General features: G+C 71.2%; 16 protein-coding genes and 1 riboswitch. Of the genes, 7 read left to right on the forward strand and 9 right to left on the reverse strand.

The features are described from left to right. Window positions 1–301: 301 nt before the first annotated feature. A complete protein-coding gene (locus J2S57_RS06015) occupies window positions 302–1,159 on the reverse strand; it encodes a ParA family protein (protein WP_307239235.1) in 858 nt (285 codons plus the stop codon). A gap of 289 nt (window positions 1,160–1,448) precedes the next feature. Here J2S57_RS06015 and J2S57_RS06020 point away from each other — a divergent pair, with 289 nt between their 5' ends. The 3 genes from J2S57_RS06020 (at window position 1,449) to J2S57_RS06030 (ending at window position 4,166) form a co-directional block, all read left to right on the forward strand. Beyond that, window positions 1,449–2,357: an oxygenase MpaB family protein gene (locus J2S57_RS06020; RefSeq protein WP_307239237.1), complete on the forward strand. Its 909-nt coding sequence runs from the start codon at window positions 1,449–1,451 to the stop codon at window positions 2,355–2,357. Window positions 2,358–2,572: 215 nt separating this feature from the next. After that, window positions 2,573–3,556, forward strand: a complete 984-nt coding sequence (locus J2S57_RS06025; RefSeq protein WP_307239239.1) for an NsdA family TPR-like regulatory protein — start codon at window positions 2,573–2,575, stop codon at window positions 3,554–3,556. A gap of 145 nt (window positions 3,557–3,701) precedes the next feature. After that, complete coding sequence (locus tag J2S57_RS06030; RefSeq protein ID WP_370882576.1) at window positions 3,702–4,166, forward strand: SLOG cluster 4 domain-containing protein; 465 nt, start codon at window positions 3,702–3,704, stop codon at window positions 4,164–4,166. A 72-nt stretch (window positions 4,167–4,238) separates the two neighbouring features. Here J2S57_RS06030 and J2S57_RS06035 read toward each other — a convergent pair whose 3' ends face one another. From J2S57_RS06035 to J2S57_RS06050, 4 genes are read right to left on the reverse strand one after another with little or no spacing between them, the layout of a single operon-like run. After that, window positions 4,239–5,102, reverse strand: coding sequence for a RecB family exonuclease (locus J2S57_RS06035; protein WP_307239244.1), 864 nt, complete (start codon window positions 5,100–5,102; stop codon window positions 4,239–4,241). Continuing rightward, the gene (locus tag J2S57_RS06040; RefSeq protein WP_307239246.1) at window positions 5,099–5,944 is read right to left on the reverse strand and encodes a PHP domain-containing protein; all 846 of its coding nucleotides are present in this window, start codon (window positions 5,942–5,944) and stop codon (window positions 5,099–5,101) included. Before J2S57_RS06040 ends, J2S57_RS06035 begins: the two co-directional genes overlap by 4 nt. Window positions 5,945–5,949: 5 nt before the next feature. Further along, complete coding sequence (locus J2S57_RS06045; RefSeq protein ID WP_307239248.1) at window positions 5,950–6,603, reverse strand: DUF6758 family protein; 654 nt, start codon at window positions 6,601–6,603, stop codon at window positions 5,950–5,952. 53 nt (window positions 6,604–6,656) lie between these two features. Continuing rightward, window positions 6,657–7,160 (reverse strand): MaoC family dehydratase, encoded by a 504-nt coding sequence (locus J2S57_RS06050; RefSeq protein ID WP_307239250.1) that lies wholly within the window; start codon window positions 7,158–7,160, stop codon window positions 6,657–6,659. A gap of 122 nt (window positions 7,161–7,282) precedes the next feature. Between J2S57_RS06050 and J2S57_RS06055 the strand changes: the two genes are divergently transcribed. The 3 genes from J2S57_RS06055 (at window position 7,283) to J2S57_RS06065 (ending at window position 11,513) form a co-directional block, all read left to right on the forward strand. Next, window positions 7,283–8,779, forward strand: a complete 1,497-nt coding sequence (locus tag J2S57_RS06055; RefSeq protein ID WP_307239252.1) for an aminopeptidase P family protein — start codon at window positions 7,283–7,285, stop codon at window positions 8,777–8,779. Between the two features lie 525 nt (window positions 8,780–9,304). Next, a complete protein-coding gene (corA, locus tag J2S57_RS06060) occupies window positions 9,305–10,444 on the forward strand; it encodes a magnesium/cobalt transporter CorA (RefSeq protein ID WP_307239254.1) in 1,140 nt (379 codons plus the stop codon). A gap of 7 nt (window positions 10,445–10,451) precedes the next feature. After that, window positions 10,452–11,513: a P1 family peptidase gene (locus tag J2S57_RS06065; protein WP_307239257.1), complete on the forward strand. Its 1,062-nt coding sequence runs from the start codon at window positions 10,452–10,454 to the stop codon at window positions 11,511–11,513. Here the strand turns inward: J2S57_RS06065 and J2S57_RS06070 are convergent. The 4 genes from J2S57_RS06070 to J2S57_RS06085 form a co-directional block, all read right to left on the reverse strand. After that, window positions 11,496–11,810, reverse strand: a complete 315-nt coding sequence (locus J2S57_RS06070) for a hypothetical protein (protein ID WP_307239259.1) — start codon at window positions 11,808–11,810, stop codon at window positions 11,496–11,498. The genes J2S57_RS06065 and J2S57_RS06070 overlap by 18 nt on opposite strands. 271 nt (window positions 11,811–12,081) lie before the next feature. Next, window positions 12,082–13,164, reverse strand: a complete 1,083-nt coding sequence (locus tag J2S57_RS06075; RefSeq protein WP_307239261.1) for a YflT domain-containing protein — start codon at window positions 13,162–13,164, stop codon at window positions 12,082–12,084. A gap of 140 nt (window positions 13,165–13,304) precedes the next feature. Next, on the reverse strand, window positions 13,305–13,826 hold the full coding sequence (locus J2S57_RS06080) for a Dps family protein (protein ID WP_370882577.1): 522 nt from the start codon (window positions 13,824–13,826) through the stop codon (window positions 13,305–13,307). Between the two features lie 187 nt (window positions 13,827–14,013). Further along, the gene (locus J2S57_RS06085) at window positions 14,014–15,213 is read right to left on the reverse strand and encodes an acyl-CoA dehydrogenase family protein (RefSeq protein ID WP_307239265.1); all 1,200 of its coding nucleotides are present in this window, start codon (window positions 15,211–15,213) and stop codon (window positions 14,014–14,016) included. A gap of 261 nt (window positions 15,214–15,474) precedes the next feature. After that, window positions 15,475–15,577, forward strand: a riboswitch (SAM riboswitch). Between the two features lie 214 nt (window positions 15,578–15,791). On the opposite strand from J2S57_RS06085, the gene J2S57_RS06090 reads away from it, so the two are divergent. Beyond that, a complete protein-coding gene (locus J2S57_RS06090; protein WP_370882578.1) occupies window positions 15,792–17,579 on the forward strand; it encodes a nitrite/sulfite reductase in 1,788 nt (595 codons plus the stop codon). The last annotated feature ends 226 nt before the right edge of the window (window positions 17,580–17,805 follow it).

Raw genomic sequence — 17,805 nt, forward strand, 5'->3', positions numbered from 1 at the left:
CGCCCACCCGCGGCCCGGCCCACCCGAGAAGGCCCGCGTCCCACCAGGGACGCGGGCCTTCCGCACGTCCCGGCCCCGGCGCCGGACCCGCTCCCCCGCAATCACCGGCAGCGGCAGACCGCCGGAGGGCAAGGGGATCCGCACGCATCCACAAAGTCTGAGGCGCGGAGTTCAGAACCGTCCGGGCTCTCGCACCACGAAGCGCCCTCCCCGGGCCAGGACGCCTCGACGGACCTCGAAGCCCGTGACCGGGCGCGAAACGAACCGGGCCGCAGGCCGAAAGACGGAGCAGGCTAACCGGTCAGAGCGCGCCGGCCGTGTCTTCCGGCTCGGCCGCGGACGGCGGGCCGTAGCTGTGAGCACCCCGAGAAGGACGGGCCGGGGCCACCTTCCGGCCGCCGAAGCGCCAGGCCCGCAGCAGGCCGTCGGCGATTCGGAAGTACGCGCGGGCCCCCGACGAGCTCGGTGACGTGGCCACGATGGTCGTGCCCATGCTCGGGGCCTCGGCGAACTTCACCGAGCGCGGGATCGGGTTGAGCACGGGCACCCGGTAGCGGCGCTTCACGTCGGCCAGGACGGCGCGGGCGTGCACCGAGCGCTTGTCGTACATCGTGGGCAGCAGGCCGCGCACCCGCAGGCGGGGGTTGAGCAGGCGGTGCACGTCGGCCACGGTGTCGAGCAGCTGGCCCACGCCGCGGTGGCTGAGCATCTCGCACTGCAGGGGCACGAGCACCTCGTCGGCGGCGGCCAGCGCGTTCAGCGTGAGCAGGCCCAGGCTGGGCGAGCAGTCGAGCAGCACCACGTCATAGGCGCCGAGCACCTCCTCGAGCCCGCGGCGCACCACGAACTCGCGCTGCGGGGCAGGCAGCAGCATGGCCTCGGCCGCCAGCAGGTCGATCGTGGAGGGCACCAGGTCCATGCCCTCGCTGGTGCGCAGACGCGCGGCCGACAGCAGGACCTCGCCGCGGATCACGTCGGAGATCGAGTGGTCGACCACGTCGGGGTCGACGCCGAGGCTGAACGTGAGCGACGACTGCGGGTCGAGATCGACGAGCAGCACTCGCAGGCCCCGCAGCACGAACGCGGCGCCGAGCGAAGCCACCGTGGTGGTCTTGGCGACGCCACCCTTCTGGTTGGCAACGGCGATTACGCGGCCCATGCACCTGCTCCCGGAGACGACGGGCCGGAAAGACCCGCTTTCAGACTATCGACTGACTGTGTCCCATTGGGCCGTCGGAGGGCTCGACAGGCGATCAAGGGTCGAATCCGACAGTCTTGACCCCATGGCAGCGAGCGCGACGGACGACAGCTGGGAACGAAGCAGTGCTCTTCTCCCCCTGGCCGGCGCTGCCCCACGCACCGTGGAGCCCGAATCCGGGCGCAGACAGCACGGATCCGGGGAGACGGCGGCGGGACGGGCACGACGCGCGTGGGGACGGCGGGAACAGGTGGAGCACAGGCAGGTCCGGCCCGAGGCACCGCGTCCCCTGGAGAACTGGGACGCGCTCGAGCACCCGGCCGACTCCGGCCGTCCCGACGAGCACGCGCTCGATGCCGACCATGATGCGGACCACGAGAACGACCAGGGCGGGCAGTGGGGCCTTTTCGGCCCCCGCACGGTGACCTGGCGAGTGCACTCCGACCCGCTGATCGGCCTGGCCACGCTGCGTGCGCTGGCGATGCAGGTGCTGCACCCCGAGGGCATGGCCAACGTCTTCGCCACGGCCCGCCGCGTCGACGACCCGTGGGACCGCCTGCAGTGGGCGCAACGTCACATCGGCGCGGTCGTCTTCGGCAACAGCATCGAGGCCGCGATGACCGGTGCCCGGTTGCGCGCGGTGATGGGCCAGGTCAGCGGCTGGAGCGGCGACGGCGACGAGTTCCGCGGCGACGACGAGGAACTCGTGCTGTGGATGCACTGCTGCCAGGTGGCCTCGTCGGTCGAGGTGACGCGCCGCGGCGGGCTCGACCTGACCGACGCCGAGCACGAGACCTACCTGCAGGAACAGGTGCGCACCGCGGCGGTCTGGGGCCTGGAGCCGGACCGGGTGCCGGCCACGCGCCGCGACCTGACCCGCTACTTCCGCCGGGTACGTCCCCAGCTGCGGATGACGCACGAGGCCCGCGCCTTCATCTCGTCCCTGCTGAGCCCGGCCGTGCCCGACCTGATCGCGATGACGCAGCGCAACCGGCCGACCTGGGCCCCGGTGGCCGGCCTGGCCTGGTCGTCGCTGCCGGGCTGGGCGCGCACGATGTACTCGTCCGGGCCCGGTGACGGCGCCGGTTCACTGGCTCCGGCCGCGGCCACGGTGGCCCTGCACTCGCTGCGCGACGAGCTGCACCGCACCCGCCCCTGAGCGGATCCGGCTGTCTCCTGAGCGCTTCCCCGAGCGACCCGCCCGCACTTTCACGAGCGACACGCCCGGGGACGCCGCGCATCGCTTCGGGTAGGCGTTGCGTCACAGAACGTCGGGTTTTCGACCCAGAAGGGCGGGTCAGCCGTTACCCTGGCTCCTGCCCGCACCGGCCGGTCCGGGTCCGGCCAGTTTCCTGAGCCCGAGGCGGTCCGCGGATGAACCGAGTTCCTGCGTCCGGGAGCCGGGCCGCCCTCGACCACGACCTGCTCGACCAGATCGCCGGTGAGGTGCGCGGCCTGGCCGCGAGCTACCTCACGTCGTCACCCCTCGCCCTCGTCACCCCGGTCTGGCGCCTGCGCCGCGAGGTGTTCGAGCTGCTCGAGAGGCGTCAGCACCCCCATCTCACCGCGCCGCTCTACTCGCTCGCCGGCCGGCTGTGCGCCCTGATCGCCCACGCCAGCGCCGATCTCGGCGATCCGGTGGCCGCGGAGACCAACACCCGCACCGCCTGGCTGTGCGCCGAGCTGGCCGACGACGACTCGCTGCGCGCCTTCATCCGCTGGGTCCAGTCCAACGTGGCCTACTGGAGCGGCGACTTCCCGGCCGCGGCCCGCATCGCCCACAGCGGCCGCCGTCACGCCACCAAGGGCAGCAACCTGCTGCGCCTGGCCAGCGCCGAGGCCCGGGCCTGGGCCGCCTGCGGTGACACCCGTGAGGTCGAGCGGGCCGTCGGCGTGGCCCGCGCCGCCCGCGAGCGCGACACCGGCGAAGACCAGCAGGCCGGGGTGTTCCGGTTCGAGCCGGGCAAGGCCGCCTACTACGCCAGCGAGGCCTGGCTGGCCCTGGGCGGCGAGAACAACGCCCGGCTGGCCGCCCGGGAGGCCACCGAGGCCCTGAGCCTCCTGCAGGCGATCCCGGAGCAGCGCTCGCCGGAGCTGGTGGCCGCGGCCCGGCTCGACCTGTGCAACGCCCACCTGGCGCTGTCCGACCTCGACGCCGCGGCCGGTGAGCTGCGGCAGGTGCTGAGCCTGCCCGTCGACAACCGCACCGAGCCGATCGTGGGCCGGGTGCGCACCGCCGCCTCCACTCTCGAAATGCCCAGATTCACCCGTTCGGACCTATCCAGGCAGCTGCTCGACGAGATCGCCTTGTTTCGGGCCTATCCGGCCCGTCGGGATCTGTCGGACGTCCTGTCCTGAACCGTTCGTAAGCAAACGGCCGATCCCGTCCGTGCGCCTCGGCGAAGGGGAGAACCGCATCGTGCTGCCACCGTCACAGCGTCCCGAACCGTACGACACCTCACCGGACGGCCCGCAGGGCGACCCGCCCGGCCGTACCTTCCAGGTGGCCGTGTGCGGGCCGCGCGACTGCACCGACGAGCAGGCCGCGGCCGCCCGGCAGGTCGGTGAGCTGCTGGCCCGGGCCGGGGTCACCGTGATCTGCGGCGGGGGCACCGGGGTGATGGCCGCGGTGGCCGCCGGGGTGCGGGCCGGCAACGGCCTGGTGGTCGGGATCCGTCCCGGCCCGGACACCACCGGGGCCAGTCCCGACCTGTCGGTGACGATCGTGACCAACATCGGTGAGGCCCGCAACGCCGTCATCGTCTGGAGCGCCGACGCGGTGATCGCGGTCGGCGGCTCGTGGGGCACGCTGAGCGAGGTGGCGCTGGCCCGGCGGCGCGGCGGTATCCCGGTCGTGGTGCTCGACGGCTGGCGGGTCGTGGGCGCCGACGGCAGGCCCGTCGACGAGGGCATCACCCACGTCACCAGCCCCGAAGAAGCCGTGCAGCAGGCTTTGTCGGTCGCCTGAGAGGTCAAGGGGGGACGCGCCGGTCGGGTCGGTCCCGCCCGCAAACGACCGGCCCGTCCCCGGGTGGGTCGGCTACCGCGGCAGCTGCGACGCCCAGGCCGGCTTCTCCTCGGAGGCCGCCCTGCCCTCCGGGCAGTGCCGGCGGAAGTCGCAGAACGCGCAGCCCGGCGAGGGACTCGGCGGGAACACCGCGTCACCGCGGCGGCCCTCGGCGAACGCCCGGTCGGCGCCGGCCGCGGCGTCACCCAGTGAATCCGCCTCCGCGATACGGCGTTCCAGCCCGCCGCCGTCATAGCGGGCGACCGCCCGGGTGCCGCTGGGCAGGTGGTGCAGCTCGACCTGCAGGCAAGGGCGGCGGTAGGTGCGGGTGACGCCGACGGCGTAGGCGGCCAGGGCCAGACTGGCGAACGCGTCGCCCTCGGACGGCACGTGGCGACCGGTCTTGTAGTCGACGATCACCAGCTCGTCACCGCGGTCCTCGATCAGGTCGACCCGCCCCGACAACGAGAGCCGGGCCGTCTTCGCGTTCACCGTCTTCTCCACACCCGCGGGCTCGGCCAGCGGATCGGTGGCGGAGTCGAACAGGTAGTCCTGTACCCAGCCGACGGCTCGCCGCCCGGCCGCGGCCGACTGCTCGCGGTCCGCGAAACCCTCACCGAGCCAACGGCGACGCACGAGCTGGTAGGCCAGTTCGCGCGTCCGCAAGCCGGGTTCGGTGTGCCACCAGTCGGCCAGCGCGGAGTGCACCGCGGCGCCGATGCTGTTGTGCGCCCAGGGTGCCCCCTTGGGCGGCTGGGGCTTGTCGAGATAGGTGAAGCGGTAGCGGCGCCGGCACTCGCGCCAGCTCACCAGGCGCGTGGGCGTGCAGGTGTAGAGCGGCTCGGGCATGCCGATCAGCTCGAGCTGATCGTGCTCGAGGTCGGGCTGACCGGTCACGGACGCACCACGCGCTCCGGCGTGCCCAGGGCCACGATCTTCTCGAACACCGCCGGATCCGTGGTGTTCTCGCCGATCCGGTTGACCTTGCCGGTGCCGTGGTAGTCGCTCGACCCGGTCGTGAGCAGCCCCAGCCCGGCCGCCAGGCGCCGCAGGTGCGTGCGGTCGGACTCGGCGTGGTCACGGTGGTTCACCTCGACCCCGACCAGGCCCACCTCGGCCAGCTCGGCGATGTCGGCGTCGGACACCAGCCGCCCGCGTTTACCGGCGCGCGGGTGGGCCATCACCGGCACTCCCCCGGCCTCCCGCACCAGCCGCACGATCAGCGCCGCCTCCGGCGCGTGGTACGGCAGGTAGTAGGGCGAGCGGCCGTGCAGCACGGTGGCGAAGGCCTCGTCGCGGTTCTTCACGGCCCCCGCCGCGACCAGCGCGTCGGCGATGTGCGGACGCCCGACCGCGGCGTCCGGCTCGCACTGCCGCACCACGTCGTCCCAGCTGATGTCGAAGTCCACGCTGAGCCGCTCGACCATCCGCTGCGCCCGGGTCAGCCGGTCGACCTTGGTCTGCTCCTCCTCGGCCAGCAGCGCCTCGTCGTCCGGGTCGTGCAGGTAGCCCAGCATGTGCACGCCGATGCCGTGCATCTGGCAGCTGATCTCGGCCCCCGGAACCAGGGTCAGGCCGAGCTCGCGGGCCAGCGGCGCGGCGGCCGGCACGCCCGCCATCGTGTCGTGGTCGGTGAGTGCGACGACGTCCAGCCCGGCTGCGGCCGCGGCCTCCATCACCCCGGCCGGGGAGTCCGTTCCGTCGGAGGCGCTGGAGTGGGCGTGAAGGTCGATTCGCACGCAGGTCAGCGTAGGCGCGGAGTCAGCGCACCGCAGGGCAGATCGGGTTCGGTGTCCTCGTTGCGTGCGTCGACGAGGGAGAACCGGTGCAGCAGGGCGAGCGCGGCGGAGCTCGGCCAGGCCAGCATCCAGAGCCAGACGCCCGACGCCTCCCCGACGTAGGCCAGGCCCCCGTCGAGCGGCACCGACCACAGCGGCACCTCGTGGTCGTCGGCCGTCAGCTTGATCTCGGCCGGGTCGTGCTGGGCCTTCTCGGCCAGCAGCGGCCCGGGATCCACCCCGTCCATCCCGGCCAGGTGCGCCCCCAACCCGATGCCCGGCTGCTCGGCCACGAACATCAGGTCGACGGTCGGCTCCTCGTCACCCATCTCCGGCAACGGGTGCGGTCCGGAGACCGCCACGACGCAGGCGACCGAGCCGCCGGCCCCCGCGCCCGCCCACTGCAGGCCGGTCAGCTCCCAGCCCTCCGGCATCGGGCGCGGCATCCAGACCGGCACCAGCGAGTCGAGCGCGACCTGGCGGACGAGTTTCTGCGTGGGCGCCTGGGCCGGGCCGACCGGGACGATCGGGCCGTGAACCTCGCAGGTCCAGGTGGGCCCGTGGTCTCCGGGCTCCTGGGCCACCGCACCGCAGCGCGGACAGGTACGCAGAAGAGTCACCCTCCGACCGTTGCGTGACTCACGCCACAGGTCAAGCCGCCGCGCGTGGGTGATCAGCGCCGGGGCACCGGGCGTCCCGGCTGGTCACCGCCCCGCCTGTCCAGGTAGTTCCGTTTCGGCACCATCACCTTGCGCCGGAAGGTGCACACGAGAGTTCCGTCCTGCTTGTAACCGATGGTCTCGACGTGAACGATGCCGCGGTCGTCCTTCGTCGTGGACTCCCACCGGTCCAGCACCGTGGTCTCGCCGTAGACCGTGTCACCGTGGAAGGTCGGGGCGGTGTGCCGCAGCGACTCGATCTCCAGGTTCGCGATCGCCCGGCCGGACACGTCCGGCACCGACATCCCCAGCAGGATCGAGTAGATGAGGTTCCCGACCACCACGTTGCGCCCGAACTCGGTGCTGCCCTCCGCGTAGTGCGCGTCGAGGTGCAGGGGGTGGTGGTTCATCGTGATCAGGCAGAACAGGTGGTCGTCGGCCTCGGTCACGGTCTTGCCCGGCCAGTGCCGGTACACGGCCCCGACCTCGAACTCCTCGTAGGTTCGCCCGAACTGCATGGTCCTACTGTTCGTCAGGCCGGGCCCCGACGGACCGGGGTGAGGAGTGGGCTGATTCACCCCGTGCCCACTGGCGCAGATGCGCCGGGCCCGGGAACGGGCCCGGCAGGCACAATGGTGGGATGAGCGAGAACGAACCCGTGGTGCAGGGCCCCGAGGGCGAGTCGGCGAAGCCGCAGGAGGTCGAGCACCGCGAGCGCCCGAACTCGGCGGCGTTCCGGGCGTTCATCGCCTCCGGCTGGGCGCCGCGTCCGGCCGGGCTGCCCGCCCGCCTGCCCGCCGCCGAGTACGCCGCCGACCGCCGCGCCCGGCTCGCCGCCGAGCTGCCCGGTGAGCGCCTGGTGATCCCGGCCGGTGTCTTCCGGGTGCGCAGCAACGACACCGACCACCGCTTCCGTCCGCACTCCGCGTTCGCGCACCTCACCGGCCTGGGCACCGACCGTGAGCCCGACTCCGCGCTGGTGCTGGAGCCGTCCGCCGACGGGTTCGAGGCAGTGCTCTACGTGCAGCCGCGGGCCGAGCGCGACTCCGAGCAGTTCTACGCCGACCCGCGTTACGGCGAGCTCTGGGTCGGCGTGCGGCCCAGCCTCGAGGAGGTCGCGGCCGAGACCGGCCTGGTGTGCCGGCCGCTCGACGACCTGGTCGACGCGATCACCAAGGACGCCGAGGCGGTCAAGGTGCGCATCGTGCGTGACGCCGACCCGGCGCTCGACGCCGCGCTCGACGAGGCGCGGGGCGCTGACTCCCTCGAGGCCGACGCCGAGCTGGCCCGCGTGGTGTCCGAACTGCGGCTCGTGAAGGATGCTTTCGAGGTCGCCGAGATGCGCCGCGCGGTCGACGTCACGGCCCGCGGTTTCGCCGACATCGTGCGCGCGCTGCCCGAGGCGGTCGAGTCGGTGCGGGGCGAGCGCGTCGTCGAGACGGTGTTCGAGAGCCGTGCCCGGCGCGAGGGCAACGGCGTCGGCTACGACACCATCGCCGCGTCCGGCCCGCACGCCTGCACCCTGCACTGGATCCGTAACGACGGCCCGGTCAACGCGAACGACCTGGTGCTGGTCGACGCCGGGGTCGAGGTCGACACGCTGTACACCGCCGACGTCACGCGCACCCTGCCGGTCTCGGGCACGTTCAGCGAGCCGCAGCGCCGCGTCTACCAGGCCGTGCTCGACGCCGCCGACGCCGCGTTCGCCGCGGCCAGGCCGGGGGTGAAGTTCCGCGAGGTGCACGCCGCCGCGATGAGGTCGATCGCCGCCACCCTGGCCTCCTGGGACCTGCTGCCCTCGAGTGCCGAGGAGTCGCTGACCAAGGAGGGCCAGTTCCACCGGCGCTGGATGGTGCACGGCACCAGCCACCACCTCGGCATCGACGTGCACGACTGCGCCCAGGCCCGCAAGGAGATGTACCTCGACGCCGAGCTGAAGCCGGGCATGGTCTTCACCATCGAGCCCGGCCTCTACTTCGGCCCGCACGACCTGCTCGCGCCCGAGGAGCTCCGCGGGATCGGGGTGCGCATCGAAGACGACGTCCTGGTCACCGAGGACGGGGTGGAGAACCTGTCCGCCGGCCTGCCCCGCGACCCGGCCGGGATCGAGGCCTGGATGGCGTCGCTGCGTTCCTGAGGCTACCGAGGTGAGCCTTCACCGCTGACCCGACCGACGCGTCCCTCATCGGCGCCCACGGCCCGTTCCCCGACCCCGGGGAACGGGCCGTAACGTTTTGACGGGGCTGAACGATGTACTTCCGGGCGCGAGCGCCGGTCGGGGTGGTCACTACACGTGTTCACGCGTGCAGGGTCAAGCTGTAACCGGTTCTTTCGGCTGACGCCCGGATTGCGCGCCCGCTCGAGCTACCTGCGAGTTAGCATGAGCCCCGCGACCCGAACGCTGTTCCGGCACGCCCGTCCGGACGGTCAAGACGCCTGACGCGAGGCCGATGTTGCAGGTCGACCATGGTTCCCGGATGAGGGAGGTGAGATCGGTGCCGTCCAGAGATGACACCCCTGCCAGTACCGACTCCCCCGCGGATTGCGAGCTCCGCGCTGCCCTCCCGACGACAGTGAGGGTCTGCGGAGCTTCTTGAGGGCTGCGCGCCGAGCGCCACCCTTCGAGCGGGGGCACGCCTTGCCCACCGGAGGTGAAAGACCCATGGCTCGTACCAACCGCACCGGGCTCGCCCGGTCCCTGGCCCTTCCCCGGCCCCAGCTGCGCAACGTCTACCCGGCTCTGCGTTACGGACCGCTCGACGTGCTCAAGCAGCGTCTCGACGACGACGTCGACCCCAACCTCGGCCTGCTCGACGCCGCCGTCGACTGGGGTCTGTACCGCGCCGGGCGCCGCGTGCAGTCGGTGGACTTCCAGCACGCCGTGCAGCAGGCGCAGTCCGGCGAGGGGTTCGTCTGGCTGGGCCTGCACGAGCCGTCCTCCGAGCAGCTCGAGCAGCTCGGCGAGGTGTTCTCGCTGCACCCGCTGGCCCTCGAGGACTCCGCCAGTCCCCGTCAGCGTCCCAAGCTCGAACGCCACGAGAACGACATGTTCCTGGCCATGCGCACGCTCGCCTACCTCGACTCGACCGACCGGGAGGCCGGGGGCGACGTGGTCGAGACCGGCGCCGTGATGGTGTTCGTCGGCGAGTACTTCGTGATCACCGTGCGCCACGGCAAGCACACGGCGCTCGCCGGTCTGCGGCGTCGTATGGAAGACGACCCGGAGCAGCTCGCACTCGGCCCCTCGTCGGTGCTGCACGCCGTGGCCGACAAGGTGGTCGACGACTACCTGGCCGTCGTCGACGCGGTGCAGCAAGACCTCGAGGAGATCGAGAGCACGGTGTTCGCGCCTCGCGGCAGCACCGACATCGAGCGCATCTACCAGCTCAAGCGCGACGTGATCGAGATGAAGCGCACGGTGCAGCCGCTGGCCTCGCCTCTGCGTGAGCTCTCGGAGCGACCGCGGCGGCTGATCCACGCCGAGATCCGCGAGTACTTCCGCGACGTGTCCGACCACCTGGCCCGCGTGCACGAGCAGGTCACCGGCTTCGACGAGCTGCTGACCTCGATCCTGCAGGCCGGTCTGGCCCGGGTGTCGATCGCCGAGAACGAGGACATGCGCAAGATCTCGGCCTGGGTCGCGATCGCCGCCGTGCCCACGATGATCGCGGGCATCTACGGCATGAACTTCGACACCATGCCCGAGTTGCACCAGTCCTGGGGCTATCCGGCCGTGCTGGGGCTGATGGCCACGATCTGCGCCGGGTTGTTCCGGGGCTTCAAGCGAAACGGCTGGTTGTAGAACGACAATGGTGGACGCACGACACGACGGCCCGCGGTGGGGTTCCCTCACGGACGTACCCGGCTTCCGGGTGGGGCACGCGCAACGCACGGAAGACGGCTGGCTGAGCGGGGTCACGGTGGTGGTCCCGCCCGCCGGCACGGTCGGGGCGGTGGACGTGCGCGGCGGCGGTCCCGGAACCCACGAGACCGACGCGCTCGACCCGACCACCCTCGTCCCGACGGTGGACGCCGTCACCCTCACCGGTGGAAGCGCTTTCGGCCTGGCCAGTGCCGGGGGCGTGCAGCGCTGGTGCCTGGAGCAGGGGCTCGGGTTCGCGGCCGGGCCGGTCTCCGACCCCCGTTCCGTGCTGGTGCCGATCGTGCCCGCCGCGGCCGTGTTCGACCTCGGACGGGGCGGCGACGTCGCCACCCACCCGGACGCCGAACTGGGCTACGAGGCAGCTGCTTCCGCCGGGTTCGACACCCCGCGCGGTGTGATCGGCGCGGGCACCGGAGCCCTCGCGGCCCGGATGACCCTCAAGGGCGGCATCGGCAGCGCAGCACTGCAGCTGCCCGGCGGGGTGGTGGTCGGTGCCCTGGTCGTGCTGAACGCTCTGGGCTCGCCCCTCGACACCACGACGGGCGCCCTGCTGGGCACCGCCTTCGTCCCGCCCGGCCTGCCCCGCCCGCCGATGCCTTCCGCTGCCGAGAACGCCTCGTACCTGGCCGAACTCGCCGCAGCCGCTCCCCCGCCGGCGGCGAACACCACACTGGCGGTGGTGGCCACCAATGCCACGCTGGATCCAGCCCGCACCCGCCGCACCGCGACCGCCGCCCACGACGGCCTGGCCCGCTCCCTCGCCCCGGCCCACACGCTGCTCGACGGCGACACGGTTTTCGCACTGGCGAGCGGCGAGGTCGAGCTGGACTTCCCGGACGTGGTGGCGGTGCAGGCCGCGGCGGCCGACGCGGTGATGCTGGCGGTCATGGACGCGGTGCTGGCCGCGACCGGCACGGACGCAACAGCTTTCGGAGGCGTCAAGGTGCCGTCGTACCGCGAGCGCTTCCCGTCACTGGTCTTCCCCTGACGCTGTCCTGAGCTGAGGCCGGTGACCGTCGCTGGGGCCGCTCGCCGCTAACGGTGTGGGGCTGCGGGCGTCGGCGAGGCCTGTGTCGGTGCCGGTTTCGGTGCCCACGCCGGTGCCCACGCCGGTTTCGCGGTCAGTGCCGGTGCCCACCCCGGTTTCGCGGTCAGCGCCGGCGCCCACCCCGGTGCCCACGCCGGTTTCGCGGTCAGTGCCGGTGCCCACGCCAGCGCCCACCCCGGTTTCGAGGTCAGCACCGGCGCCCACGTCGGTGTCGGTGTCAGCCAAGGCGAGGTTCATGCCAGGACCAAGGCTGCAAGCGGGTCTGAGCCGAGGCCGGCCCGATGAATTTGCTGTGAGTCTGCGGCCAGAACCCCCAAGGCTGGCACCGGGTCTGAGCTGCAACCGGAATTCCGGCTACGACAGCTACGGCTACAGCAACGAAACACGGCCTGTCACCCCTGGATCGGGGCGGCAGGCCGCGAGACGCGTGTGGTGCGAAGTCAGCTCTCGTGCGAGGTCAGCTGTCGTACGAGGTCAGCTCTCGTGCGAGGTCAGCTCTGGCGCAAGGTCAGCGCTCTTGGTCGGGAGTGCTGTCGGTCGGCTGGGCGGCGGTCGGCTGCTCGGCGGCGCGCTTCTGGGCGGCCTCACGTTCGGCCTGCTCGCGACGGTGGCGTTCGGCCTCTTCGCGCTCGGCGGCCTCACGCTCGGCGGCGCGCTTGCGCTGCATCATCTCGCCGTAGGTCGGGCCGCTGACCGGCTGCTGCGGCTGGTCGTGCGGCGCTGCACCGGGCTGCCCCGCCTGCCCCACCTGGCCGAGCTGACCGGTCTGGCCCAGCGGACCGGTCTGCCCCGGCTGACCGGACTGCTCCGGCTGGCCGTAAGGCGGCTGCTGGTTCCAGGACTGGCCCCACTGCGGCGGAGGCGACTGCTGCGGGTACTGGGGCTGACCGTGCTGGTCCTGCCCGTACGGCGGCTGCCCCGGCTGACCGGGCTGGCCGTACTGACCCGGCTGGCCGTACTGACCGGGCTGGCCCGCGCCGTACTGACCGCCCTGGCCGTACTGACCCGGCTGCTGGCCGTACTGCTGCTGGTAGTGCTGCGCCTGCTGGTGCATCGGCGAGACCGGGGTGTCGGGGCGCTCGGGCTGGCTGCGGGGGCCACCCTCACTGGCCAGCTTGTCGAGCAGCTGACGCGCGGCGCCGGCCTGCTCGGACAGGCACAGCACCCGGTACTCACCGGCCACGATCTGGCTGGTGCTGGTGAAGTCGCGCCGGCCGCCGGTGAACGCGTAGGAAATGAGCCCGAACAGCCCACCGAACGCCGCACCGATCAGCATGGCGGCGAAGATGCTGAAGCCCTCGGCCGTGCCGAAGAGCGAGATCAGCAGGCCCACGAACAGACCGAACCAGGCCCCCGAGAGCAGACCGGCGATGGCCACCCGGGAGTAGGTCAGGCGGCCGGTGACGCGCTCGACCATCTGCAGGTCGACACCCACGATGGTGACGGCCTGGACGGGAAAGTGGTTGTCGGACAGGTAGTCGACCGCACGCTGCGCCTCGAGGTACGTGGCGTACTGCGCGATGGTGTCGCCACGGGCGGGCGTGGGCAGACCCGGCTGGGACTGCGACCGGAGCGAGCTGAGGTTCGACATGTGATCATTCTCCCCGATCCCGGCCCCCCGGCGCATCCGCGCCCGGGGACCACCGGGATCTTTCCAGGTGACTCACAACGATGAACGTGCGAGGCCACCCGGGGAGTTTCCGAAGCGGGCTCCGCCTACAGCTGAAACGGTCAGGACGTGGTCGCGGCCGCAGCGGCACCCTTCTCGGTGTTCGCACCGGCGGTGCTGAGCACGCCGCCGGCGTTCTCCAGGTGCGCCCGCACGAACCAGTGGAACTGCTCGATGTCGTGCAGGTGGCCGATCAGCAGGTCGTTGGTGACGTCGTCGAGGTCCTCGACGTCCTCGGCCGCCTTGCGGATGCTGCTGATGACGCCGACGTAGACGGTGTCGAGGGCGGCCAGGTGCTCGATCGCACCGGCCCGGCCGATCGAGTAGTCGTCCCAGTCGCGCTGCTCGACCAGTGCACCGGGAGTGCCCTGCGGGGAGCTGCCCAGGGTGGCGATGCGCTCGGCGACGTCGTCGGCGTAGTTACGCACCGCGTCCACCTGCGGGTCGATCATCTGGTGCACCGAGATGAAGTTCGGGCCGACCACGTTCCAGTGCACGTGCTTGAGCGTGAGGTGGAGGTCGTTGTAGGTGTGCAGGATCTTCTGCAGCACGGCCGCGGTCTGCGCGCCCTGATCGAGCGTCATCCCGGGCACCGTGTACGACGGCTGACCCCGGAACGCGTCGGGCTGGTTGTCGCTGACCTGAGTCGTGCTCAGCTGCTTCTTGCTGTTCGTGGAAGAAGTCGCGGTAGCCATGGGCACACGGTAGGTCTGCGGAAAACCCGTCGCAGGTCGAGACGTCCCGACCCGAAAAGCCCCGATTCTCACATGATCACGTGCGGGACGCGTACTCCTCCAGCAGCCGCCGGCCGATGATCATGCGCTGGATGTCGGCCGTGCCTTCACCGATCAGCAACATCGGCGCCTCCCGGTAGAGACGCTCGATCTCGTACTCCTTCGAGTAGCCGTAACCGCCGTGGATGCGGAACGCGTCTTCCACCACCTGCGCGCAGTACTCACTGGCCAGGTACTTCGCCATACCGGCCTCGAGGTCGTTGCGGGCGCCGGAATCCTTGACCCGCGCGGCCTTCACCATCATCTGGTGCGCGGCCTCGACCTTCACCGCCATCTCCGCGAGCCGGAACTGCACGGCCTGGTGCTCGGCGATCGGTTTCCCGAAAGTCTCGCGCAGCTGGGCGTAGTCGATGCCGAGCTCGAAGGCCCGCAACGCCACCCCGCACGCGCGGGCGGCGACGTTCACGCGCCCGACCTCCACCCCGTCCATCATCTGGTAGAAGCCGCGCCCGGGCACCCCACCCAGCAGACACGCCTGCTCCAGCCGGAAGCCGTCGAGGATCAGCTCGGTGGTGTCGACCCCCTTGTAACCCATTTTCTCGATCTTGCCCGGCACCGTGAGCCCGGGCGCGACCTCGCCGAAGCCGGGCGTCTTCTCGATCAGGAACGTCGACATGTTGCGGTAGACCGAGTCGGCGCCGGTCTCGGTGCGCACCAGCACCGCCACCAGACTCGACGTGCCCCCGTTGGTGAGCCACATCTTCTGCCCGTCCAGCACCCAGCCGCCGTCCTCGCAGACCCGGGCTCGGGAGCGGATCGCCGCCACGTCCGAACCGCAGTGCGGCTCCGACATCGAGAACGCGCCCCGCAGTTCGCCCGCCGCCATCCGCGGCAGGTAGCGCTGCTTCTGCTCGTCGGTGCCGTGCTGCAGCAGCATCCAGGCCAGGATGAAATGAGTGTTCACGATGCCCGAGACGCTCATCCAGCCCCGGGAGAGCTCCTCCACCACGAGTGCGTAGGTCAGCAGCGACTCGCCCAGACCGCCGTACTCCTCGGGGATCATGAGGCCGAAGACGCCCATCTCCCGCAGTCCCTCGACGATCGCGGCCGGGTACTCGTCGGCGTGCTCCAGCTCGGTGGCCACCGGCAGGATCCGCTCGTCCACGAAGACCCGCACCGCCTTGAGGATCTCCCGCTGCTCTTCGCTCAGGCCCTCGGTGCTCTGCAGACGCCCCATCGCGCACTCCCGCCCTCGGTACGGCCGAATCGCTTCGAGTATCCGGAGCGACGCGGGTCGGCACATCGGGCCCTCATGTGAGCGACACCACTCCGTAACGGCCCGGCTCTTTCAGGTGACCGCCGGGTACGGGGAATCAGGCGTGCGGACTGCAGGTTTTCGAAGGACGGGTTCACGACCGGAGACCAAAGCCTCGCTTTGGTCGTCCCAAATCCTGGACTTGCCGATTGACGATCTCCTTATGTGAACGTACGGTCAAGAAAACCATCCAGAGCGGCTGAGAGACCTGGCTCGACGACGCCGCAGCAACCACCCGACATCCAGCAGATGCCGGGGCCGGTGCTACCGCCAGGACCGATGGAGGAGAACATGCGAGCGCAGCCACCGCCCGGAGGTTCCACGGTCACGAGAGCGACCGTGAAGAGCCTCACCCGGCGTGCCTACGTCGATCTGCTGCGGACCGCCAGCGCCGCCTGTCGGTAGTAACCGTCCAGATCCGCCGCTCGCCCACCGAAGACCACAACGTCACCGATCGTCCCTGTCCGCCGGATACGGCCGATCGGGTGATGCGCGCGGTCATGGGGTGTGCCCGCTACCGCCCGTCACCCCTTCAAGGCCGTCAGTCAATCCCGGAGGAACCACTCGTGAGCACCGACACCGCCCAGACCGGCGCCGGTACCGTCTTCCCGCCGAAGCCGAAGCGCTCGGAGGGACAGTGGGCCCTGGGCGAGACCACCCCTCTGACGCCGAACGAGAAGTGGAAGGCGGAAGAGGGTGGTCTCGCGGTGCGTGAGCGCATCGACGCCTACGCCCGGGGCGGTTTCGCGAGCATCCCGGGTGACGACCTGCGGGGCCGGATGCGCTGGTGGGGTCTTTACACCCAGCGCAAGCCCGGGATCCACGGCGGACGCACCGCCTCGCTGGAGCCGCACGAGCTGGACGACGAGTACTTCATGCTCCGCGTCCGCACCGACGGTGGCGCCGTCGACCTGAACCAGTTGCGCACGCTCGCCGACCTCTCCACCCGGTACGCGCGGGACACCGCGGACGTCACCGACCGGCAGAACATCCAGTACCACTGGATCCGGATCGAGGACATGCCGGAGATCTGGTCGCGTCTGGGCGATGCGGGCCTCATCACCACCGATGCCTGCGGTGACACGCCGCGCGTGATCCTCGGTTCGCCGGTCGCCGGAGTGGCCGCCGACGAGATCATCGACGGGACGCCGGCGCTGCTCAAGATCCGCGAGCTCTTCGTGGGTGACGAGGAACTGCAGAACCTGCCGCGCAAGTTCAAGACGGCCATCAGCGGCAACCCGAGCCAGGACGTGGCCCACGAGATCCACGACATCGCCTTCGTGGGCGTGAACCACCCCGAGCACGGGCCGGGTTTCGACCTCTGGGTCGGCGGGGGCCTGAGCACCAACCCGATGCTGGCCAAGCGCCTGGGTGCCTGGGTGCCGCTCGACGAGGTGCACGAGGTCTGGCACGGCGTCATCAAGATCTTCCGCGACTACGGCTACCGCCGTCTGCGCAACCGGGCCCGCCTGAAGTTCCTGATGGCCGACTGGGGCCCGGAGGTCTTCCGCGAGGTGCTCGAGCAGGAGTACCTGGGGCGCAAGCTCATTGACGGCCCCGCCCCGGAACTCCCGGCGGGCTCGCGGCACGACCACGTCGGGGTGCACCGGCAGAAGAACGGCAAGTTCTACGTCGGGATCACCCCGGTCGTCGGCCGGGTCAGCGGCACCGTGCTGGCGAAGCTGGCGGACGCGGCGGAGAAGGCGGGCAGCAACCGCCTGCGGTTCACGCCGCAGCAGAAGATCGTGATCCTCGACGTGGTGGCCTCCAAGGTGCCCGACCTGCTCGACGAGCTCGAGGAGATCGGGCTCTCCGCAAGGGCTTCCGCGTTCCGGCGGGGCACGATGGCCTGCACCGGGATCGAGTTCTGCAAGCTGGCGATCACGGCGACCAAGTCGACCGCGACCACGCTGGTGAGTGAGCTGGAGAACCGGCTGGCCGACGTGCCGGAACTGTTCACGCTCGACGGGCCGAGCCTGTCGATCAACATGAACGGCTGCCCGAACTCCTGCGCCCGCGCCCAGATCGCCGACATCGGCCTGAAGGGTGTCCAGCTGCCGAATCCGGCCGACCCGCAGGGCGAAACGGTCGACGGCTTCCAGATCCACCTTGGCGGTGGGCTCGGCGTGCACGCCGGGTTCGGCCGCAAGGTCCGGGGCCTGAAGTCGACGGCGGCCGACCTGCCCGACTACGTCGAGCGTCTCGTGCGCCGCTGGATCGCTCAGCGCAAGGACGACGAGACCTTCGCGGCCTGGGTGATCCGGGCCGACGAGGCCGATCTGGCGTGAGCGAGACGACGAGAGCGGTTCCGTACTGCTGCCCGTTCTGCGCTGAGGAAGACCTGCGACCGGTCGCGAGCGGCACGGTCGAGGGTCTCACCCGCGGCGGCTGGCACTGCCGGAGCTGTCTTCGCCTGTTCAGCCTGAGCTTTCACGGACTGCACCAGCCGGCGCAGCTCGATTCCCCCATTCCTGAAACGTCATCCACTCATGCGGGCTCCCGCCTAGGAGAGTG

The organism is Kineosporia succinea, assembly GCF_030811555.1.
GTDB lineage: Bacteria > Actinomycetota > Actinomycetes > Actinomycetales > Kineosporiaceae > Kineosporia > Kineosporia succinea.

Bases quoted from the DNA above. Each gene is read 5' to 3' on its own strand.
- J2S57_RS06015 (WP_307239235.1), bottom strand. From the start codon at position 1,159: ATGGGCCGCGTAATCGCCGTTGCCAACCAGAAGGGTGGCGTCGCCAAG.
- J2S57_RS06025 (WP_307239239.1), top strand. From the start codon at position 2,573: ATGAACCGAGTTCCTGCGTCCGGGAGCCGGGCCGCCCTCGACCACGAC.
- J2S57_RS06050 (WP_307239250.1), bottom strand. From the start codon at position 7,160: ATGCAGTTCGGGCGAACCTACGAGGAGTTCGAGGTCGGGGCCGTGTAC.
- J2S57_RS06055 (WP_307239252.1), top strand. From the start codon at position 7,283: ATGAGCGAGAACGAACCCGTGGTGCAGGGCCCCGAGGGCGAGTCGGCG.
- corA (WP_307239254.1), top strand. From the start codon at position 9,305: ATGGCTCGTACCAACCGCACCGGGCTCGCCCGGTCCCTGGCCCTTCCC.
- J2S57_RS06065 (WP_307239257.1), top strand. From the start codon at position 10,452: ATGGTGGACGCACGACACGACGGCCCGCGGTGGGGTTCCCTCACGGAC.
- J2S57_RS06070 (WP_307239259.1), bottom strand. From the start codon at position 11,810: ATGAACCTCGCCTTGGCTGACACCGACACCGACGTGGGCGCCGGTGCT.
- J2S57_RS06075 (WP_307239261.1), bottom strand. From the start codon at position 13,164: ATGTCGAACCTCAGCTCGCTCCGGTCGCAGTCCCAGCCGGGTCTGCCC.
- J2S57_RS06080 (WP_370882577.1), bottom strand. From the start codon at position 13,826: ATGACGCTCGATCAGGGCGCGCAGACCGCGGCCGTGCTGCAGAAGATC.
- J2S57_RS06085 (WP_307239265.1), bottom strand. From the start codon at position 15,213: ATGGGGCGTCTGCAGAGCACCGAGGGCCTGAGCGAAGAGCAGCGGGAG.
- J2S57_RS06090 (WP_370882578.1), top strand. From the start codon at position 15,792: ATGGGGTGTGCCCGCTACCGCCCGTCACCCCTTCAAGGCCGTCAGTCA.